Raw genomic sequence first — 19,659 nt, forward strand, 5'->3', positions numbered from 1 at the left:
GCCCTCCCACGTGCCGGCGGCGGACCTCAGTGGCCGCCGAGCTGCCGTTCGTCCATGCCCACCGGGGGCGGCGGCGGGGCGGCCGGACGGAGCTTGAGCCAGATCAGGAAGAACAGGCCCAGCGCCAGCATGGCCAGCCCGGTCCACAGGTTGATGTTGACCCCCTCGGCCTTGTCGAGCGAGCTGTCGGAGGGCGCGATCCCGGCGATCGTGACGATCACGCCGTACACGACGAACAGCAGGCCGATGATGCGGCGGATGTCGAAGAGGCGCGCGGCACTGGCGGACTTGGTCTCCAGCTCGGTGACCGACCGCTGGACGTCCTTCTCGGAAAACTCGGACATGGTCTCTCCATTCTCCCGCTGACGCTCTTAGAACGAGAACGGGATGTAGCAGGCGGCGGCCAGGACGATCGCTCCCCAGCCCAGGAGGGCGGGCTTGCGGTACCAGGCGTCGTCGCCCTCGGCGGCCGGCTCGGACATGCCCGGCGACTTGGTGCCGTAGACCAGTCCCTGCAGCTCCTCGATCGGCTTCGGCTTCGTGAAGAGCGAGACCGCGACCATCACCACCGCGCCGGCCACGAAGCCGACGATCGCCGAGACGAAGTTGGCGCCCTGGTCGGAGGGGATGTCGACGACCCCCTGCTTGTAGACGACGAAGTAGTTCACCATCGCGGCGACCGTGCCGGCGAGCAGACCCCAGAAGCCGGAGACCATCGACGCCCGCTTCCAGAACATGCCGATGATGAAGACCACGAACATCGGGACGTTGAAGAAGGAGAACAGCGTCTGCAGGTAGGACATGATGTTCGAGAAGGTCGACGCGAGGAACGCCGTGCCCATCGAGGCCAGCACGCCGAGCACGGTGATCAGCCGCCCGAACTGCAGGTAGTAGGAGTCCTCCCGGCCCCGCTTGACGTACTTCGCCCAGATGTCGGTGGTGAAGACCGTGTTGAACGAGGAGACGTTGGCCGCCATGCCGGCCATGAACGCCGCGACCAGACCGGTGATCGCGATGCCGAGCACACCGTTGGGCAGCAGCTGGCCCATCAGGTACGGGATCGCGTCGTTGTACTCCAGGCCGGAGGAGGCCTGGCCGATCTTGGGGACCAGCACGGCGGCGACCAGGCCGGGGATCATCACCAGGAAGACGATGAAGATCTTCGGGAACGCGGCGATCAGCGGGGTGCGCTGGGCGGCCGAGAGGTTCTTGGCGGACAGCGCGCGCTGGACCTCGGCGAAGTTGGTCGTCCAGTAGCCGAAGGAGAGCACGAAGCCCAGGCCCAGGACGATGGTCAGCCAGTTGGCGCCGAGCGGGTTGTCGCTGCCGATGCCGGTGCCGCCCCACGCGCTGACGAAGTCACCGCCCTTCTGCGCGGTGAGCGAGTCGGACAGGCCGTCCCAGCCGCCGACCCGCTTCAGGCCGAGGACCGTGATCGGGATCAGCGCCGCCAGGATCACGAAGAACTGCAGCACCTCGTTGTAGATCGCCGAGGAGAGACCGCCGATGGTGATGTAGGCGAGGACGAAGAAGCCCGCCACCACGATGGCCACCCACTCCGGCCAGCCGAGCAGCGCCTCGACCACGATCGCCAGCGAGTACAGGTTGACGCCGGCGATCAGGATGGCGGCGAAGGCGAAGAGCACCGAGGACAGCAGGTGCGCCGACTTGTCGAAGCGCAGCAGCAGGAACTCGGGCACCGACCGGACCTTGGAGCCGTAGTAGAACGGCATCATCACCAGGCCCAGGAAGACCATGGCCGGGATGGCGCCGATCCAGTACCAGTGCACGGTGTAGACGCCGTACTGGGCGCTGTTGGCGGCCATGCCGAGGACCTCGGTGGCGCCGAGGTTGGCGGAGATGAAGGCGAGGCCCGTCACCCACGCGGGCAGCGACCGGCCCGAGAGGAAGAAGTCGAGGCTGGTCTTGACCGACTTGCGCGCCAGGAAGCCGACGCCCAGCACGAAGAGGAAGTAGATGGCCAGCAGCCCGTAGTCGAGCCAGTTGGCGGGGAGTCGCAGCTCAGCTGCCAGATGTGTGGGGGGCATAGGAACTCGCTTCGTCGCGCGTTACAGGGATCACGGCGGAATGTCTTACCTGAGCTGTCGGAGATTGAACACTCTTGGTGATTCTCGTCCTCTGATTGTGACATCAGTGGTCGGGTAGCGTTTGCATGTGGTCTGTTATGTTGACTTCTGTTCGAGGCATCGCGCATCCGGGCGGGACATCCGAGGGAGCCGCGCGGTGCGGCGGGAAGGCGATCCACGGTGAGGAAGACTTCGACCCGGCTTGCCGACGGGCGCGAGCTCATCTACTACGACCTGCACGACGACGTCCCGCGCGACGCGGTCGACAGGCGTCCCCTGGACGCGACCGTCACCAGCTCCGAGGTGCGCCACGATGTCCTCCAGGGCGACGACATCGCCGTCGCCTCCCACCGGCAGGGCCGCACCTACCACCCGCCGGCCGACCAGTGCCCGCTCTGCCCCACCCGCGGCGACCGGCTCAGCGAGATCCCCGACAGCACCTACGACGTGGTGGTCTTCGAGAACCGCTTCCCCTCGCTCGCCGGCGACTCCGGCCGCTGCGAGGTCGTCTGCTTCACCGAGGACCACGACGCCTCGTTCTCCTCGCTCACCGAGGAACAGGCCGGACTCGTCCTGGACGCCTGGACCGACCGGACCGCGGAACTCTCGCAACTCTCCTCCGTCGTCCAGGTCTTCCCCTTCGAGAACCGGGGCCGGGAAATCGGCGTGACCCTCGGCCACCCCCACGGGCAGATCTACGCCTACCCCTTCGTCACCCCCCGTACCGCACGGATGTTCCAGTCCCTGGCGGCACGGCGCGCCGAGGCACCCGAAGCCAATCTCTTCGACGAGATCGTCGAACGCGAGTCCACCGGCGAACGACTGGTCCTCCAGGGTGAACACTGGGTCGCCTTCGTCCCCTACGCCGCCCACTGGCCCTACGAGGTCCACCTCTACCCCCGCCGCCGCGTCCCCGACCTCACCGCCCTCGACGAGGACCAGCGCGCCGAACTCCCCCGGCTCCACCTCGAACTGCTGCGCCGCTTCGACCGCGTCTTCGGCCCCGACGAGCCGCCCACCCCGTACATCGCCGCCTGGCACCAGGCACCGTTCAGCGGATTGGACGCGTACGAAGGGGTGACGCGCGACGACTTCGCCCTCCACCTCGAGCTCTTCACCATCCGCAGGACCTCCGGAAAGCTCAAGTTCCTCGCCGGCTCGGAGTCCGGGATGGGAGTCTTCATCAACGACGTGCCCCCGGAGGCGGCGGCACGACGACTCCGGGAGGTGGCGAGCGCATGAGCGCCAAGTACCTGGTCACCGGCGGCGCCGGCTACATCGGCAGCGTCGTCGCCCAGCACCTGCTGGAGGCCGGACACCAGGTCGTCGTCCTCGACGACCTGTCCACCGGCTTCCGCGAAGGCGTCCCCGAGGGCGCCGACTTCGTCCAGGCCGACCTGCGCGAGACCGGCCGCCACCTCGACGCCTCCTTCGACGCCGTCCTCCACTTCGCCGCCTCCTCCCAGGTCGGCGAATCCGTCGTCAGGCCCGAGAAGTACTGGGAGAACAACGTCGGCGGCTCACTCGCCCTGCTCACCGCCATGCGCGAGGCGGGCGTCCGCAAGATGGTCTTCTCCTCCACCGCCGCCACCTACGGCGAACCGGAGACGGTCCCCATCCCCGAGACCGCCCCCACCGCCCCCACCAACCCCTACGGCGCCACCAAACTCGCCGTCGACCACATGATCACCAGCGAGGCGAACGCCCACGGCCTCGCCGCCGTCAGCCTCCGCTACTTCAACGTGGCCGGCGCCTACGGCGACCACGGCGAACGCCACGACCCCGAGTCGCACCTCATCCCGCTGATCCTCCAGGTCGCCCTCGGCCGCCGCGACCACATCTCCGTCTACGGCGACGACTACCCCACCCCCGACGGCACCTGCGTCCGCGACTACATCCACGTCGCCGACCTCGCCGACGCCCACCTGCTCGCCCTGGACGCCGCCACCCCCGGCGAACACCTCATCTGCAACCTCGGCAACGGCAGCGGATTCTCCGTCCGCCAGGTCATCGACACCGTCCGCCAGGTCACCGGCCACCCCGTCCCCGCCCGGGTCGCCGAACGCCGCGGCGGCGACCCCGCCGTCCTGGTCGCCTCCGCCGCCACCGCCCGCGACCGGCTCGGCTGGCGCCCCCGCCGCGCCGACCTCACCACCATCGTCACCGACGCCTGGGACTTCGCGCGCCGCCGCGCCTGAACGCCCCGCGCCCGCCGCCGACCCCCGCCCCACCCCGACCCGCGTACCACCCCGACCCGCGTACCACCCCGTCCCACGTCGCACCCCGCCGCACGGAAGGGCCACCGCACATGACCGAGGCCGTCGAGGCCCCCGAGGCCGCCGCCGAGGCCGTCGCCCGCCGGTTCACCGAGCTGTACGGCGCCCCACCGGCCGGCGTCTGGGCAGCACCCGGCCGCGTCAACCTCATCGGCGAGCACACCGACTACAACGACGGCTTCGTGATGCCGTTCGCCCTGCCCCACGCCGCCGTCGCCGCGGTCTCACCACGCGAGGACGGCGTCCTGCGCCTCTCCTCCGCCGACGTCCCCGGCGGCGTGGTCGAACGCCAGGTCGACGAACTCCTCCCCGGCTCCGACAAACGATGGACCGCCTACCCCGCGGGCGTCGTCTGGGCCCTGGACGACGCCGGACACCGCGTCACCGGAGCCGACGTCCACCTCGCCTCCACCGTCCCCAGCGGAGCCGGACTCTCCTCCTCCGCCGCACTCGAGGTCGTCATCGCCCTCGCCCTCGACGACCTCTTCGGCCTCGGCCTCGACCGGGCACTCCTCGCCCGCCTCTGCCAGCGCGCCGAGAACGAGTACGTCGGCGCACCCACCGGCATCATGGACCAGACCGCCTCCGCCTGCTGCGAGGCCGGACACGCCCTCTTCCTCGACACCCGCGACGGCACCCGGCGGCAGATCCCCTTCGACCTCGCCGCCGAAGGCATGCGGCTCCTCGTCGTCGACACCCAGGTCAAGCACTCCCACAGCGACGGCGAGTACGGCAAACGCCGCGCCGGCTGCGAACGCGGCGCCGAACTCCTCGGCGTACCGGCACTGCGCGACATCCCCCACGCCGACCTCGACGAAGCACTCGCACGCATCGACGACGAGGGGATCCGGCGCCTGGTCCGCCACGTCGTCACCGAGGACCACCGGGTCCAGCGCGTCGTGGAACTCCTCTCCGCCGGGGACACCCGGGGCATCGGCCCCGTCCTCACCGAGGGACACGCCTCGCTGCGCGACGACTTCAGGGTCTCGGCACCCGAACTCGACACGGTGGTCGACGCGGCCCTGTCGGCCGGCGCCCTCGGAGCACGCATGACCGGCGGCGGCTTCGGCGGCTCCGCCATCGTCCTCGTCGACGACGACGCGGCGGACGCGGTCACCACCGCGATCCAGACCGCCTTCACCAAGGCCGGCCACCAGCCGCCGCGCGTCTTCCCCGCCACCCCCTCCCAGGGCGCCCACCGCATCCGCTGACCCGCCGGCCACGCGCCCCACGACCCCACGGGCCCGCGCTTCCTTCCCCTGCTGCGCCCGCGCACTCCGGCCGCGGCGCGCGCCCTCGCGAGCTCCCGCCCCCGCGCCCTCCTCCGAAGCACGCGAGCCACCCCCCGGCGGCCCGCACGCCCGGCCCGCACGCCCGGCCCGCCCGGCTCTTGAACTCGCGTCCGAGGATGTCCTCGACCTGCGTGGCGATGTCGGAGATCAGTGAGGCGAAGGTCCCGGTGGACTGCGGGATGGGGGAGTCCCGCACCAGGATGCGGAAGCCGTCCGTGTACTCCTCGATGTAGTCGAGGAGGGCGAAGGCGGCCTGCTCGCACAGCTCCCGGGGGTGACCGGCCGTCAGGGAGCCGGTGACCATGTCGAGCAGCCGCCGCATCTCGCGGTCGACGACCACCGCGTAGAGGCCCTCCTTGCCGCCGAAGTGCTCGTAGACCACCGGCTTGGAGACCCCGGCCTTCGCCGCGATCTCCTCCACGGAGGTCCCCTCGAAGCCCTTGGCGGCGAAGAGGGTCCGTCCGATCTCCAGCAGCTGCTGGCGGCGTTCCGCGCCCGTCATCCGGGTGCGGCGCGCGCGCCTGGGCGGTTTCTCGGCCCGCGTGTCGTCGCGGGGCCGTTCGGAGGCGCTGGAGCTGCTGGAGTCGGTCACCACATGTCAATCATGCCGCGTCGGCCGTGGCGCGGGCCCGGCGGGACCGGCCTGCGTCCGGATCACGTCGCGAGGCGATGCGCTCCTTCGAGGGCCAGCGGACGTCGTAGGCCCAGCCCAGCTGCTCGAACCAGCGGATGAAACGGGCGGAGGAGTCGAGCTGTCCCTTGAACACGCCGTGGCGCGCGGACGTCGGGTCGGCGTGGTGCAGGTTGTGCCAGGACTCGCCGCAGGAGAGGACGGCCAGCCACCAGACGTTGCCGGAGCGGTCCCGGGACTTGAAGGGGCGCTTGCCGGTCGCGTGGCAGATGGAGTTGATGGACCACGTCACGTGGTGCAGCAGGGCCACCCGGACGAGTGAACCCCAGAAGAACGCGGTGAAGGCGCCCCACCAGGACCAGGTGACCAGGCCGCCGATGACCGGGGGGAGCGCCAGCGAGAGCGCGGTCCAGAGGATGAACTGGCGGGAGATGGCGCGCAGGGCCGGGTCCTTGATGAGGTCGGGCGCGTACTTCTCCTGCGGGGTGCGCTCCTCGTCGAACATCCAGCCGATGTGGGCCCACCAGAGGCCCTTGACGAGGGCGGGGACGGTCTCGCCGTAGCGCCAGGGCGAGTGGGGGTCGCCTTCGGCGTCGGAGAACTTGTGGTGGCGGCGGTGGTCGGCCACCCAGCGGACCAGCGGGCCCTCGACGGCCATGGAGCCCATGACGGCGAGCATGATCTTGAGCGGGCGCTTGGCCTTGAAGGAGCCGTGGGTGAAGTGCCGGTGGTACCCGATCGTCACACCGTGACAGCCCCAGTAGTAGAAGAAGACCATCAGGCCCAGGTCGAGCCAGCTCACCCCCCAGCCCCAGGCCAGCGGCACGGCCGCCAGCAGGGCGATGAACGGGACGACGATGAAGAGGAGCAGGGTGATCTGTTCGATCGAGCGCTTCTGCTCGCCACCCAGGGTGGCCTTGGGCAGTTCCTGTGGCGGTGCGGCGGTGTGCCGCGAGTCTTCGTCGATCACTTCGGAGCTGGTCGTCATGGGCATCCCTCGAGAGGTGGAGAACTGCTGGGAGCTACTGCTGGGTAGCGTTCAGGTGACGGAGATCCCGCAGCGTCTCGTTCCCTACGGTTCCGTAACCTACGGCATCGTAAGTATCTCAGCGGCCTGTCTCACGGCAAGAGCCGCTCGCCCGCGTGTGCCCGTGCTTGCCTATCCTTAGACCGGTCGGACAGCGCGGTCCGCTCCTCAATCAGTCTCTTCCCGGACGAACCGACCCCGAAAGCCGTGAACGGCCGCACGGGTGGTGCGCCCGGATGCCCTGCCAGACAGAGCTTCACCGTTGCAAGGAGCCGCACCTGTGAGCAGTGTCGACGACCGGACCACCACCACGAGCAGCGAACTGCGGAGCGACATCCGCCGCCTGGGTGACCTCCTGGGGCAGACCCTGGTCCGCCAGGAAGGTCCTGAGCTGCTGGAGCTCGTGGAGAAGGTCCGCAGACTGACCCGGGAGGACGGCGAGGCCGCGGCCGAGCTGCTTCGGGGCACCGAACTGGAGACGGCCGCCAAGCTGGTACGCGCGTTCTCCACCTACTTCCACCTCGCGAACGTGACCGAGCAGGTGCACCGGGGGCGCGAACTGAGGGCGCGCCGGGAGGCGGAGGGCAGCCAGCTGGCCCGTACGGCGGACCGCCTGAAGGACGCGGACCCGGCCCACCTGCGGGAGACGGTGCGCAACCTCAACATCCGTCCGGTGTTCACGGCGCACCCGACCGAGGCCGCCCGCCGTTCGGTGCTGAACAAGCTGCGGCGGATCGCGCACCTGCTGGAGACGCCGGTGATCGAGGCGGACCGGCGCCGTCACGACACCCGGCTGGCCGAGAACATCGACCTGGTGTGGCAGACGGACGAGCTGCGGGTGGTGCGCCCGGAGCCGGCCGACGAGGCGCGCAACGCGATCTACTACCTGGACGAGCTGCACGCCGGCCCGGTCGGCGACGTGCTGGAGGACCTGACCGCCGAGCTGGAGCGCATCGGCGTCGAGCTCCCCGACGAGACGCGGCCGCTGACGTTCGGCACCTGGATCGGCGGTGACCGGGACGGCAACCCGAACGTCACCCCGCAGGTGACCTGGGACGTGCTGATCCTGCAGCACGAGCACGGCATCAACGACGCGCTGGAGCTCATCGACGAGCTGCGCGGCTTCCTGTCCAACTCCATCCGCTACACCGGCGCCACCGACGAGCTGCTGGAGTCGCTGAAGCGGGACCTGGAGCTGCTGCACGAGATCAGCCCGCGCTACAAGCGGCTGAACGCCGAGGAGCCGTACCGGCTGAAGGCGACCTGCATCCGGCAGAAGCTGCTCAACACCAAGGAGCGGCTGGCCAAGGGCACGGCGCACGAGCCGGGCCGCGACTACCTGGGCACCGCGCAGCTGCTGGACGACCTGGTGCTGATCCAGACCTCGCTGCGCGAGCACCGGGCCGGGCTGTTCGCGGACGGCCGGATGGACCGCACGATCCGCACCCTGTCGGCGTTCGGCCTGCAGCTGGCCACCATGGACGTGCGGGAGCACGCCGACGCCCACCACCACGCGCTGGGCCAGCTCTTCGACCGCCTCGGCGAGGAGTCCTGGCGGTACGCGGACATGCCGCGGGACTACCGGTCGAGGCTGCTCGCCAAGGAGCTGCGCTCGCGCCGCCCGCTGGCGCCGAGCCCGGCCCCGCTGGACAAGGCGGGCGCCAAGACGCTGGGCACCTTCGACACGGTCAAGCGCGCGCTGGACGTGTTCGGGCCCGAGGTCATCGAGTCGTACATCATCTCCATGTGCCAGGGCGCGGACGACGTCTTCGCGGCGACGGTGCTGGCCCGCGAGGCCGGGCTGCTGGACCTGCACGCCGGGTGGGCGAAGATCGGCATCGTGCCGCTGCTGGAGACCACCGACGAGCTCAAGGCCGCGGACACCATCCTCGACGACATGCTCTCCGACCCGTCCTACCGGCGCCTGGTGGCGCTGCGGGGCGACGTCCAGGAGGTCATGCTCGGCTACTCGGACTCCTCCAAGTTCGGCGGCATCACCACCAGCCAGTGGGAGATCCACCGCGCCCAGCGGCGGCTGCGCGACGTGGCGCACCGGCACGGGGTGCGGCTGCGGCTCTTCCACGGCCGCGGCGGCACGGTCGGGCGCGGCGGCGGCCCGTCGCACGACGCGATCCTGGCGCAGCCGTGGGGCACGCTGGAGGGCGAGATCAAGGTGACCGAGCAGGGCGAGGTCATCTCCGACAAGTACCTGGTGCCGTCGCTGGCGCGGGAGAACCTCGAGCTGACGGTGGCGGCGACGCTGCAGGCGTCCGCGCTGCACACCTCGCCGCGGCAGTCGGTCGAGGCGCTGGCGCGGTGGGACGCGGCGATGGAGGTCGTCTCCGACGCCGCGCACGTCGCGTACCGCAGGCTGGTCGAGGACCCGGACCTGCCGGCCTACTTCTTCGCCTCCACGCCGGTGGACCAGCTGGCCGACCTGCACCTGGGTTCCCGGCCCTCGCGCCGGCCGGACGCGGGCGGCGGCCTGGACTCGCTGCGGGCGATCCCGTGGGTGTTCGGCTGGACCCAGTCCCGGCAGATCGTCCCCGGCTGGTTCGGCGTGGGCTCCGGCCTGAAGGCGCTGCGCGAGGCCGGGCTGGACACGGTCCTGGAGGAGATGCACCAGGAGTGGCACTTCTTCCGGAACTTCATCTCCAACGTGGAGATGACGCTGGCCAAGACGGACCTGCGGATCGCCTCGCTCTACGTCGACACGCTGGTGCCGCAGGAGCTGAAGCACGTCTTCGACACGATCCGCGCCGAGCACGAGCTCACGGTGGCGGAGGTGCTGCGGGTCACCGGGGAGGCGGAGCTGCTCGACGCCAACCCCGTGCTGAAGCAGACCTTCGCGATCCGCGACGCCTACCTCGACCCGATCTCCTACCTCCAGGTCACGCTGCTCAAGCGGCAGCGTGACGCGGCGGCGTCGGGCGAGGAGGTCGACCCGCTGCTGTCGCGGGCGCTCCTCCTCACCGTCAACGGCGTCGCCGCCGGCCTCCGCAACACCGGCTGACGCTCCCCGCTCCGGCGCACGGCGCCCCCGCCCGGTCCCGGCCGGGCGGGGGCGCCGTGCGCGTGGGTCCCCGTCCGGGCCCGCCGGCCCCCCCGCGGCGCGGGCCGGCACGCCCCGCCACCGCCCGCCCGCCGTCACCGCCCGCCCGCCGTCACCGCCCGCCCCGCCGTCACCGCCCGCGCGCCGGGGCGACCGCCACGCAGAACAGGCGCCGGAACGGCAGCACCGTGCCGTACGGCGCGCGCGGGTACGCCTCCCGCAGCCGCGCCCCGTACTCGGCGACGAACGCGTCCCGCGCCCCGGGATCCGGGGCCAGGGCGGCCAGCACCGGCCGGAGCCCCGTGCCCGACACCCAGTCCAGCACCGCGTCCTCACCGGACAGCACGTGCAGGTACGTCGTCTCCCAGACGTCCACCGCGAACCCGCGCCGCGCGAACAGCTCCAGGTACGCCTGCGGCGCGCACACCGAGTCCGCCCCCCGCAGCACCCCCCGCAACCGCCCCGCCCACCGGGGACCGGCCGCCGTCTCCCGCATCAGCGCGTGCACCGGCGCGTCCAGGTTGTACGGCACCTGGAACGCCAGCACCCCGCCCGCCGGCAACGCGTCCGCCCACCCCGGCAGCGCCTGGGCGTGCCCCCGCACCCAGTGCAGCGCCGCGTTGGAGACGATCAGGTCGTACGCCCCGTCCGGCGTCCACCCGGTCAGGTCCGCGTGCGCGAAGGACAGGCTGCCGCCGCCCTCCGTCGGGCCGGCCAGCGCCGCCGCCCGCTCCAGCATCCCGGGCGAGTTGTCGAAGCCGGTGATCCGGGCCGCCGGCCACCGCCGCACCAACAGCCCGGCCGTCGCGTTCCCCGGCCCGCAGCCCAGGTCCGCGATCCGCGGCGCCCGCGCCGGCAGCGCGGGAACACGGGCCAGCAGATCGGCGAACGGCCGGGCACGGTCGTCCGCGTGACGCAGGTACCGTCCGGCGTCCCAGTCCATCCCCATGACCCCAGTGGACCAGCGGAAATCTCTCGACGTCAAGAGACTTCACATCGACACAACCACTACACTGATCGTATGGAGGACGAGGTCGATCGGCTGGTCGCAGCATGGCGCCGGGAGCGCCCGGACCTCGACGTGGAACCGCTCGAAGTGCTCAGCCGGGTCAGCCGGCTCGCCCGCCACCTCGACCGCGCACGCCGCCTCGCCTTCTCCGAGCACCACCTCGAACCCTGGGAGTTCGACGTGCTCACCGCCCTCCGCCGCGCCGGATCCCCCTACCAGCTCTCCCCCGGCCAGCTCCTCACCCAGACCCTGGTCACCTCCGGCACCATGACCAACCGCATCGACCGCCTCGCCAAGAAGAGCCTCGTCGAACGCCTCCCCGACCCCAGCGACCGCCGCGGCGTCCTCGTCCGCCTCACCGAGGAGGGCAAGAGCCGCGCCGACCAGGCCCTCGCCGGCCTCCTCGACCAGGAACGCGCCCTGCTCTCCGAACTCTCCCGCACGGAACGCGGCGAACTCGCCACCCTGCTACGCCGGCTGACCGCCCCGTTCGACAACATCCCCGGCTAGGTCCACCGGCCCCACCCCGGCCCGCCGCGCCAGCGCCACCGCCGCCAGCGTCGAATGCACCCCCAGCTTGCCCAGCACGTTCTGCATGTGCGTCCGCACCGTGTGCGGCGACAGGAACAACCGCTCCGCCACCGCCTTGCGCCCCAGCCCCGCCACCATGCAGCGCAACACCTCACGCTCCCGCGGCGTCAACGACTCCACCAGCCGCTCACTCTCCGTCCGGTGACGCCGCGCCGCGGTCATCTCCCGCAGCACACCCGTCAACAACGCCGGCGGCAGATGCGTCTCGTCACGCAGCACACCCCGCACCACGGTCAGCAACCGCGACAACGAACAGTCCTTGGCCACCCAGCCCGACGCACCCGCCTGCAACGCCTGCGCCGCCCGCCGCGCATCGTCCTTCTCCGCCAGCACCACCACCCGCACACCCGGATGCGCGGACCGCACACCGGCCACCAGCGCGATGCCGTCCCCCGGCACCGCACCCGGACCCTCCACCGGCCCCGCCGACACCTGCGCGGGCAACGCCGGACGCGAACCCCCCGCCGACACCGGCACCGGACCCACCACCCCCAGATCCGCGTCGACCAGCAACACGTCGAAACGCCGCCCGTCCGCCGCCGCACGCTCCAGAGCCCGCAACGCCGCCACCGCGCTGCCGGCCGCGGACACCTCCACGTCCGGCTCCGCCGCCAGGGCGGCGGCCAGCGACTCGGCGAAAATGCGGTGGTCGTCGACGACCAGCACCCGAACGCGGACCATACGACCCACCCCGTCCCGTCTGCCTGCCCAGGTCCCCGGGCCCGAATACGCGGGGCGCGCGCCTCGGCGCCGACGCCACGGACCAACCCCGGCGCCGGCGCCCACGGCGAAACGGACACGACGCCCGGCCCAAACCCAGGCCGCCGGGCCCCGGCACACGGAGCCGCACCCGGCGACCACGGCCCGGCCGCCGCCGAACCCGCCGCACGCGCGCGCCCCCGACCACCGGATCCGGGCGCCGTACCCGACTGTCTCGCCCCCTGAACGCACCGGCCCCCACCGGTGCTGCTCATCAGAGTACGGGCGACGACGGAAGCCGGAAGCGGATTCACGGAACTGAGGGCGCGGACCCGGAGCCCCCGGGGCGCACGGGCCCACACCACACCCCCGCCCCCTCCCCCACGCCGCCCCGCGCGCCGCCACGTGCCCCGCCGGCCGCACCAAGGACGCCCCGCGCGACCGCGTCAGGAGTTGTAGGCGCCCTGCGCCCGCTCCAGCCCCTCCCGCACCAGGCACTCCACCGCGTCGGCGGCCCGGTCCACGAAGAAGTCCAGCTCCTTGCGCTCCACGGACGAGAAGTCCTTCAGCACGAAGTCCGCCACCTGCATCCGGCCCGGCGGACGCCCGATCCCGAACCGCACCCGGTGGTACTCCGGCCCCATCGCCCTGGTGATCGACTTCAGCCCGTTGTGCCCGTTGTCACCACCCCCCAGCTTCAGCCGCAGCGTCCCGTGATCGATGTCCAGCTCGTCGTGGACCGCCACCACCTGCGCCACCGGCACCTTGTAGAAGTCCCGCAGCGCGTTCACCGGACCACCGGACAGGTTCATGAACGACATCGGCTTCACCAGCACCACCCGCCGCGACAACGGCCCCGGAGGACCCACCCGGCCCTCCACCACCTGGGCCTGCGCCTTCCCCGCACGCTTGAACCGGCCACCCATCCGCTCCGCCAGCAGATCCGCCACCATGAAGCCGACGTTGTGCCGGTTCATCGCGTACTCCGGCCCCGGATTGCCGAGACCCACCACCAGCCACGGGGCACTCGCGTCTGTGGACACCACGTCACTCTCCCTGGAAACGCCTCACCGAACAGCAAACACCACCGGCCGCCGCTCCCCGCAGGGAACGACGGCCGGTGACACGACTACGCGAGGACTCAGCCCTCGTCGACGACGTCGCCCTCGGGAGCGGCGGCCTCGCCGGCCCCCTCCGCGGACTCCTCGACCTGCGGCGCGACGACGGACAGCACGACGGCCTCCTCGTCACCGGCGAGCGAGACGCCCTTGGGCAGCTCCACGTCCTTCGCCAGAACGCTGGCACCCGACTCCAGGCCCTCGACCGAGACGGTCACGGACTCGGGGATGTGGGTGGCCTCGGCCTCGACCGACAGCGCGGCCTGCACCAGCTCGACCAGACCCGCACCCGGGGCCAGCTCGCCCTCGGTCACGACCGGAACCTCGACGGAGACCTTCTCGCCACGCTTGACCAGCAGCAGGTCGACGTGCTCCAGGAAACCCTTCAGCGGGTCACGCTGCACGGCCTTCGGGATCGCCAGCTCGGTCGCCTTGCCGTCGACCGACAGGGAGATCAGGACGTTCGGCGTACGCAGCGCCAGAAGCAGGTCGTGACCCGGCAGGGTCAGGTGCTTCGGGTCCGTGCCGTGACCGTACAGAACGACCGGCACCTTGTTCTCGCGACGGATGCGACGGGCCGCACCCTTGCCGAACTCGGTACGGGTCTCGGCGGAAAGCTTCACCTCGGACATGACGCACACTCCTCGTAGTGATACGTGAAACGGTCGGGATCGGTCACCCGGCCAAACAACGGCCTGCTACGAAGAGCGCGTCGATAACGGACCGCCGCACACACAGGTACGGCCTCCCTCGCCGAGCAACTCCACGAGTCTACTCGGCGAGGGAGGCCGCACAAAAACGATCTAGCGCAGACCGGTCACTGCTCGTCGAAGAGGCTGGTCACCGAACCGTCCTGGAACACCTCACGCACCGCCGAGGCGATCGTCGGAGCGATCGACAGCACCGTGATCTTGTCCAGCTCCAGCTCACCCGGCGTCGGCAGCGTGTTGGTCAGCACGAACTCGCTCACCCGCGAGTTCTTCAGCCGGTCCGCCGCCGGACCCGACAGCACACCGTGCGTCGCCGTCACGATCACGTCCGCCGCACCGTGCGCGAACAGCGCGTCCGCCGCCGCACAGATCGTGCCCGCCGTGTCGATCATGTCGTCGACCAGCACGCACACCCGGCCCTTGACCTCACCCACGACCTCGTGGACCGTCACCTGGTTCGCCACGTCCTTGTCACGCCGCTTGTGCACGATCGCCAGCGGCGCACCCAGACGGTCGCACCAACGGTCCGCCACCCGCACCCGGCCCGCGTCCGGCGAGACCACCGTCAGCTTGTCCCGGTCCACCTTCGCACCCACGTAGTCCGCCAGCAGCGGCAGCGCGAACAGGTGATCCACCGGACCGTCGAAGAAACCCTGGATCTGGTCCGTGTGCAGATCCACCGTGAGGATCCGGTCCGCACCCGCCGTCTTCATCAGGTCCGCGATCAGACGGGCCGAGATCGGCTCACGACCACGGTGCTTCTTGTCCTGACGCGCATAACCATAGAACGGCACGATCACCGTGATCGACCGCGCCGACGCGCGCTTCAGCGCGTCGATCATGATCAGCTGCTCCATGACCCACTTGTTGATCGGGGCCGTGTGGCTCTGCATCAGGAAGCAGTCCGCGCCACGCGCCGACTCCTGGTACCGAACGTAGATCTCACCGTTCGCGAAGTCGAACGCCTTGGTCGGCACGACCTCGACGCCCAGCTGGTGCGCCACCTCCTCGGCAAGCTCGGGGTGGGCGCGGCCGGAGAAGAACATCATCTTCTTCTGGCCGGTCGTCTTGATCCCGGTCACAGCACTGTCTCCTCAGAGGTGTGGTCTCGCAGCGGGCGGAGCAGGGGAGATCGCCGGACGGCGCCTGCCCGCCCGGCTGGGGGGTGGTGCGGTTTCTGCACTTATCACGGTACGCCCGATCAGACGGGCCTGAACACGATCAGCCTTCGCCGTCCACCTGCCGGGACGCCTCCTCGGCAGCCTTCGCCGCGGCACTCCCCGGACGCTTCCGAGCCACCCAACCCCCGATATTCCGCTGCTGGGAGCGGGCCACGGCCAGAGCACCCGGCGGCACCGGCTGGGTCACCACCGACCCCGCCGCGGTGTACGCGCCGTCCCCCACAGTGACAGGAGCCACAAACATGTTGTCCGCACCGGTACGACAGTGCGACCCGATCGTTGTGTGGTGCTTCTCCTGACCGTCGTAGTTCACGAACACACTCGCCGCGCCGATGTTCGTGTGATCACCGATCGTGGCGTCGCCCACATAGGTCAGATGCGGCACCTTCGTGCCCTCACCGATCTCCGCCTTCTTCGTCTCGACGTACGTGCCGATCTTCGAACGCAGCCCCAGCCGCGTCCCCGGCCGCAAATACGCGAACGGCCCCACCGACGCCTCCGGACCCACGACCGCCCCGTCCGCCACCGTGTTGTCCAGCCGCGCCCCCGGACCCACCTCCGTGTCGTGCAGCCGGCTGTTCGGACCCACCTCGGCACCCTCACCGACGTGCGTCGAACCCGTCAGCTGCGTGTTCGGATGCACCAACGCGTCCTGACCGAACGTCACCGTCACGTCCAGATACGTCGATGCCGGATCCACCACCGTCACACCGGACAGCATCGCCCGCTCCAGCAGCCGCTCATTCAGGCTCCGACGGGCCTCCGCGAGCTGCACCCGGTTGTTGATCCCGGCGATCTCCCGGTGGTCCGCCGCCACACTGGCACCCACCCGGTGACCATCCGCACGAAGGATCCCGAGCACGTCCGTCAGGTACTCCTCCCCCTGACTGTTGTCCGTGCGCAGCCGGCCCAGCGCCTCCGCCAGCAGACGGCCGTCGAACGCGAACACCCCGGAATTGATCTCACGGATCGCACGCTGCGCCTCGGAGGCGTCCTTGTGCTCCACGATCGCGGTCACCGCGCCCCGGTCGTCACGGACGATGCGGCCGTAACCGGTGGCGTCCGGGACCTCGGCCGTCAGCACCGTCACCGCGTTCCCGTCGGCGGCGTGGGTCTGCGCGAGCACGCGGAGCGTCTCGCCGCGCAGCAGCGGGGTGTCGCCGCACACCACGACCACCGTGCCGTCCACCGCGCCGAGCTCGCCCAGCGCGATGCGGACCGCGTGACCGGTGCCGTTCTGCTCCTCCTGCACGGCGGTGCGCACGGCGGCGTCGGTCTCGGCCAGGTGCGCCGTCACCTTCTCGCGGGCGTGGCCCACGACGACCACCAGGTGCTCCGGCTCCAGCTCGCGGGAGGCCGCGAGCACGTGCCCCACCAGGGAGCGCCCGCAGAGCGTGTGCAGGACCTTGGGGGTGGCGGACCTCATACGGGTGCCCTCACCCGCTGCGAGAACGACGACGGCGGCCGGGCGGTTGGCGCTCACGGTGGTGCCCTTCGGCTGTGACGGGTGCTGACTTCCGCAGGATACCGGGGGGTTTCCGGGGCGACACGTGAGAGCGGGCCCTGGCCGCATGTGGCCAGGACCCGCTCACGCCTGTCGCTCCCGGGGAAGGAATCGAACCCTCATTCAAGAGACCAAAACTCTTTGTCCTACCATTAGACGACCCGGGAAGGTATGCGCACTATGCCCGGTTTTTCCGCTCGGATGCACGTGCGGCATCTACTATGCCGTACCAAGCCCCCTCGATGCGACGGTACAGGTCGGCCCCTTGCAGGACTTTGACCGCCAGGCACCCGCGGTAGCCGTCGCCCGTATTCTTGCGAACCGTTCGGGGGTTGTGCTTTTTGAGGTTCGTCTTGTAGAAGGCGGCGGGATCCGCGCCTACCAGTTCGCGCCAGAATCGCTCGGCCGCCGGAACATCAGCACTCTCGTGGATCATGACATGGAAGCGCAACCGGGACCGTTCCACTCCGAGCAGGCCGAGCCACCGGAGGTAGAGTTCGATCATGGTCGGGTCACTGTTCACGAAGGTGACGGTCTCGCGCCGCGAGTAGGGCTTGTCCTTCGACCCCTCGGCCCAGTAGAGGGCGACCCCGATGATGAAGAGTTCTCGCTCGGAGAGCTCTCCGACCTCCTGGCGCGCCGCCACCTTGGTACGCTCCCGCTCCTCTTCCCGCATCCGTAGCCGCACTTCCCAGCCTCGTCGTCCAATTGCGGAAGCGTCGTCACGGGTGCGCTTTCTCTCCGGCTTCGGCAGATCTCGAACCCATAGGGAGATCGAACTCTTGGAGCAGCCTAGTTCCATCTGGATCTGGTCGTAGGTCCAGCCTTGCCGGCGCAGACGACGTGCTTCGGCTCGAAGGTCGTCCTTCGCATTGGGCCACTTCGTCCATTCCGGCGCAGGCTCGCCCCTCAGCAGGCGGTTCAGGAGGTCGTTGTTCTCAATGCACAGACGGTCGCGGATAACCCGCCTGCTGCATCCCTCTCGCCGCAGGGCGATCGCCTGTTCCCTGAGTGCCTCATAGTCGGTGTCCAGAAGAAGCGTTGCGTCCATGCGCCCACTCTGCGCGGGAGATCGGCGTCATGGCCCGGAATCCTGATCGATTCACCAGTTCGAGGGCTTTTGTCATGAGTTCGATGGCCATGTATCGATGTGTCCGTCCTCAAACCCCCAGGAACGCCCCGGCGGTCCTTCCGTAGGCTTGGCGCATGACCACGACGGGGGAAGAGCGGCGGACGGCGGTGGAGCGGGCCGGGCCCGAGGCCGGGTCCGGTGACGGGCGGTGGCCGCGGTGGCGGGCGGTGGCGCTGGACGTCTCGCTGGCGGTGGCGTCGTCCGCGGAGTGCGCGGTGGAGGGCGTGTGGTTCTCCCGGGACGCCGGGCTGCCGGCGGGCGTGGGGGTGACCTTCGGCCTGCTGGCGGGTTCCGTGCTGGGCTTCCGGCGGCGGTGGCCCGCGGCCGTGGTCCTGGTGGGGCTGGCGGTCACCCCCGCGCTGATGGGTTTCCTGCTGGTGGTGGTCGGCCTCTACACGGTGGCCTCCTCGGACCTGCCGCGGCGGCTGATCGGCGCGCTGACCGGGATGTCGCTGGTGGGCGTGCTGGTGGTGGCGCTGGTGCGGATGGGGCCCGAGGTGGAGGGCTGGTTCCGGTGGTTCGCCGCGGTCAGCACCGCGTTGGGGCACACGGCGCCGCCGGTGCTGCTGGGCCTGTACGTGGGTGCGCGGCGGCGGCTGATGGAGTCGCTGCGGGAGCGCGCGGACAGTCTGGAGCGGGAGCTGCAGCTGCTGGCGGAGCGTGCGGAGGAGCGGGCCGAGTGGGCGCGCAACGAGGAGCGGCGGCGGATCGCGCGGGAGATGCACGACGTGGTGGCGCACCGGGTGAGTCTGATGGTGGTGCACGCGGCGGCGTTGCAGGCGGTGGCGTTGAAGGATCCGGAGAAGGCGGCGCGGAACGCGGCGCTGGTGGGGGACATGGGCCGGCAGGCGCTGACGGAGTTGCGGGAGATGCTGGGGGTGCTGCGGAGCACGCCGGCGGCGGGTGCGGCGCCGGTGTCGGCCTCGGCTCAGGTCTCCGTCTCCGCCGCGGGTGGGGCGGCGGGTTCGCCGCGGGTGCCGGAGCAGCGGGTGGCGGCCGAGGGCGCGGGCGGGCCGGAGGGCGTGGACGGGCCCGCGCGGCTGGCGGCGCTGGGTGAGCTGATCGGGCAGTCGCGGGCGGCGGGGGTGGTGGTGGAGTTCCTGGAGGAGGGGGAGTCGCCGGGGTATCCGCCGGCCGTGGAGCGGACGGCGTTCCGGGTGGTGCAGGAGGCGTTGACCAACGTGCACAAGCACGCGGCGGGGGCGCGGACGCGGGTGCGGGTGGCTCACCGGGTGGGTGAGGTGGCGATGCAGGTGGAGAACGAGCCGCCGGGTGGGGCGGCGGGGGCGGCGCTTCCGTCGGGGGGCAACGGTCTGGTGGGGATGCGGGAGCGGGTGACCTCGTTGGGCG

General features: G+C 70.8%; 17 protein-coding genes and 1 tRNA gene. 6 read left to right on the forward strand and 12 right to left on the reverse strand.

The window, feature by feature from the left end; genetic code table 11:
- Positions 1 to 26: 26 nt before the first annotated feature.
- Positions 27 to 344 (reverse strand): hypothetical protein, encoded by a 318-nt coding sequence (locus tag A2U95_RS12470; RefSeq protein WP_166022191.1) that lies wholly within the window; start codon positions 342 to 344, stop codon positions 27 to 29.
- A 27-nt stretch (positions 345 to 371) separates the two neighbouring features.
- Positions 372 to 2,048, reverse strand: a complete 1,677-nt coding sequence (locus A2U95_RS12475) for a sodium:solute symporter family protein (RefSeq protein WP_166022192.1) — start codon at positions 2,046 to 2,048, stop codon at positions 372 to 374.
- Between the two features lie 219 nt (positions 2,049 to 2,267).
- Here A2U95_RS12475 and galT point away from each other — a divergent pair, with 219 nt between their 5' ends.
- From galT to galK, 3 genes are all read left to right on the forward strand, one after another.
- Positions 2,268 to 3,329 carry a galactose-1-phosphate uridylyltransferase gene (galT, locus tag A2U95_RS12480; protein WP_166022193.1) on the forward strand — a complete coding sequence of 354 codons (1,062 nt, stop codon included), beginning with the start codon at positions 2,268 to 2,270 and terminating at the stop codon, positions 3,327 to 3,329.
- Positions 3,326 to 4,285, forward strand: coding sequence for a UDP-glucose 4-epimerase GalE (gene galE / locus A2U95_RS12485; protein WP_166022194.1), 960 nt, complete (start codon positions 3,326 to 3,328; stop codon positions 4,283 to 4,285). Before galT ends, galE begins: the two co-directional genes overlap by 4 nt.
- A 110-nt stretch (positions 4,286 to 4,395) precedes the next feature.
- Positions 4,396 to 5,574 (forward strand): galactokinase, encoded by a 1,179-nt coding sequence (gene galK / locus A2U95_RS12490; RefSeq protein WP_166022195.1) that lies wholly within the window; start codon positions 4,396 to 4,398, stop codon positions 5,572 to 5,574.
- On the opposite strand, the gene A2U95_RS12495 is transcribed toward galK, so the two are convergent.
- On the reverse strand, positions 5,501 to 6,250 hold the full coding sequence (locus A2U95_RS12495) for a TetR/AcrR family transcriptional regulator (protein ID WP_338104457.1): 750 nt from the start codon (positions 6,248 to 6,250) through the stop codon (positions 5,501 to 5,503). The two genes, galK and A2U95_RS12495, sit on opposite strands and share 74 nt — an antisense overlap.
- 7 nt (positions 6,251 to 6,257) lie before the next feature.
- Entirely contained in the window at positions 6,258 to 7,274 is a 1,017-nt protein-coding gene (locus tag A2U95_RS12500; protein ID WP_166022196.1) for an acyl-CoA desaturase, read from the reverse strand.
- Positions 7,275 to 7,593: 319 nt separating this feature from the next.
- On the opposite strand from A2U95_RS12500, the gene ppc reads away from it, so the two are divergent.
- Positions 7,594 to 10,326 (forward strand): phosphoenolpyruvate carboxylase, encoded by a 2,733-nt coding sequence (ppc, locus tag A2U95_RS12505; RefSeq protein WP_166022197.1) that lies wholly within the window; start codon positions 7,594 to 7,596, stop codon positions 10,324 to 10,326.
- A gap of 169 nt (positions 10,327 to 10,495) precedes the next feature.
- Here ppc and A2U95_RS12510 read toward each other — a convergent pair whose 3' ends face one another.
- Positions 10,496 to 11,314, reverse strand: coding sequence for a methyltransferase domain-containing protein (locus tag A2U95_RS12510; protein ID WP_166022198.1), 819 nt, complete (start codon positions 11,312 to 11,314; stop codon positions 10,496 to 10,498).
- A 72-nt stretch (positions 11,315 to 11,386) separates the two neighbouring features.
- On the opposite strand from A2U95_RS12510, the gene A2U95_RS12515 reads away from it, so the two are divergent.
- Positions 11,387 to 11,884 carry a MarR family winged helix-turn-helix transcriptional regulator gene (locus A2U95_RS12515; protein WP_166022199.1) on the forward strand — a complete coding sequence of 166 codons (498 nt, stop codon included), beginning with the start codon at positions 11,387 to 11,389 and terminating at the stop codon, positions 11,882 to 11,884.
- Here A2U95_RS12515 and A2U95_RS12520 read toward each other — a convergent pair.
- From A2U95_RS12520 to A2U95_RS12550, 7 genes are all read right to left on the reverse strand, one after another.
- The gene (locus A2U95_RS12520; RefSeq protein WP_166022200.1) at positions 11,843 to 12,646 is read right to left on the reverse strand and encodes a response regulator transcription factor; all 804 of its coding nucleotides are present in this window, start codon (positions 12,644 to 12,646) and stop codon (positions 11,843 to 11,845) included. The genes A2U95_RS12515 and A2U95_RS12520 overlap by 42 nt on opposite strands.
- Before the next feature lie 464 nt (positions 12,647 to 13,110).
- Positions 13,111 to 13,707, reverse strand: a complete 597-nt coding sequence (gene pth, locus A2U95_RS12525) for an aminoacyl-tRNA hydrolase (protein ID WP_166025128.1) — start codon at positions 13,705 to 13,707, stop codon at positions 13,111 to 13,113.
- 98 nt (positions 13,708 to 13,805) lie between these two features.
- Positions 13,806 to 14,414 (reverse strand): 50S ribosomal protein L25/general stress protein Ctc, encoded by a 609-nt coding sequence (locus A2U95_RS12530; protein ID WP_166022201.1) that lies wholly within the window; start codon positions 14,412 to 14,414, stop codon positions 13,806 to 13,808.
- 185 nt (positions 14,415 to 14,599) lie between these two features.
- Complete coding sequence (locus tag A2U95_RS12535; protein ID WP_166022202.1) at positions 14,600 to 15,574, reverse strand: ribose-phosphate diphosphokinase; 975 nt, start codon at positions 15,572 to 15,574, stop codon at positions 14,600 to 14,602.
- A gap of 139 nt (positions 15,575 to 15,713) precedes the next feature.
- Positions 15,714 to 17,156, reverse strand: coding sequence for a bifunctional UDP-N-acetylglucosamine diphosphorylase/glucosamine-1-phosphate N-acetyltransferase GlmU (gene glmU / locus A2U95_RS12540; RefSeq protein WP_166022203.1), 1,443 nt, complete (start codon positions 17,154 to 17,156; stop codon positions 15,714 to 15,716).
- Positions 17,157 to 17,273: 117 nt separating this feature from the next.
- Positions 17,274 to 17,344 (reverse strand) — tRNA-Gln (locus A2U95_RS12545).
- 11 nt (positions 17,345 to 17,355) lie between these two features.
- Complete coding sequence (locus A2U95_RS12550; protein WP_166022204.1) at positions 17,356 to 18,228, reverse strand: hypothetical protein; 873 nt, start codon at positions 18,226 to 18,228, stop codon at positions 17,356 to 17,358.
- Between the two features lie 155 nt (positions 18,229 to 18,383).
- On the opposite strand from A2U95_RS12550, the gene A2U95_RS12555 reads away from it, so the two are divergent.
- Positions 18,384 to 19,659 (forward strand): sensor histidine kinase (locus A2U95_RS12555; RefSeq protein ID WP_166022205.1); only part of this gene is annotated, 1,276 nt, incomplete at its 3' end.

The sequence above is a fragment of the Streptomyces chilikensis genome (genome assembly GCF_001642695.1).
Taxonomy (GTDB): Bacteria; Actinomycetota; Actinomycetes; order Streptomycetales; family Streptomycetaceae; genus Streptomyces; species Streptomyces chilikensis.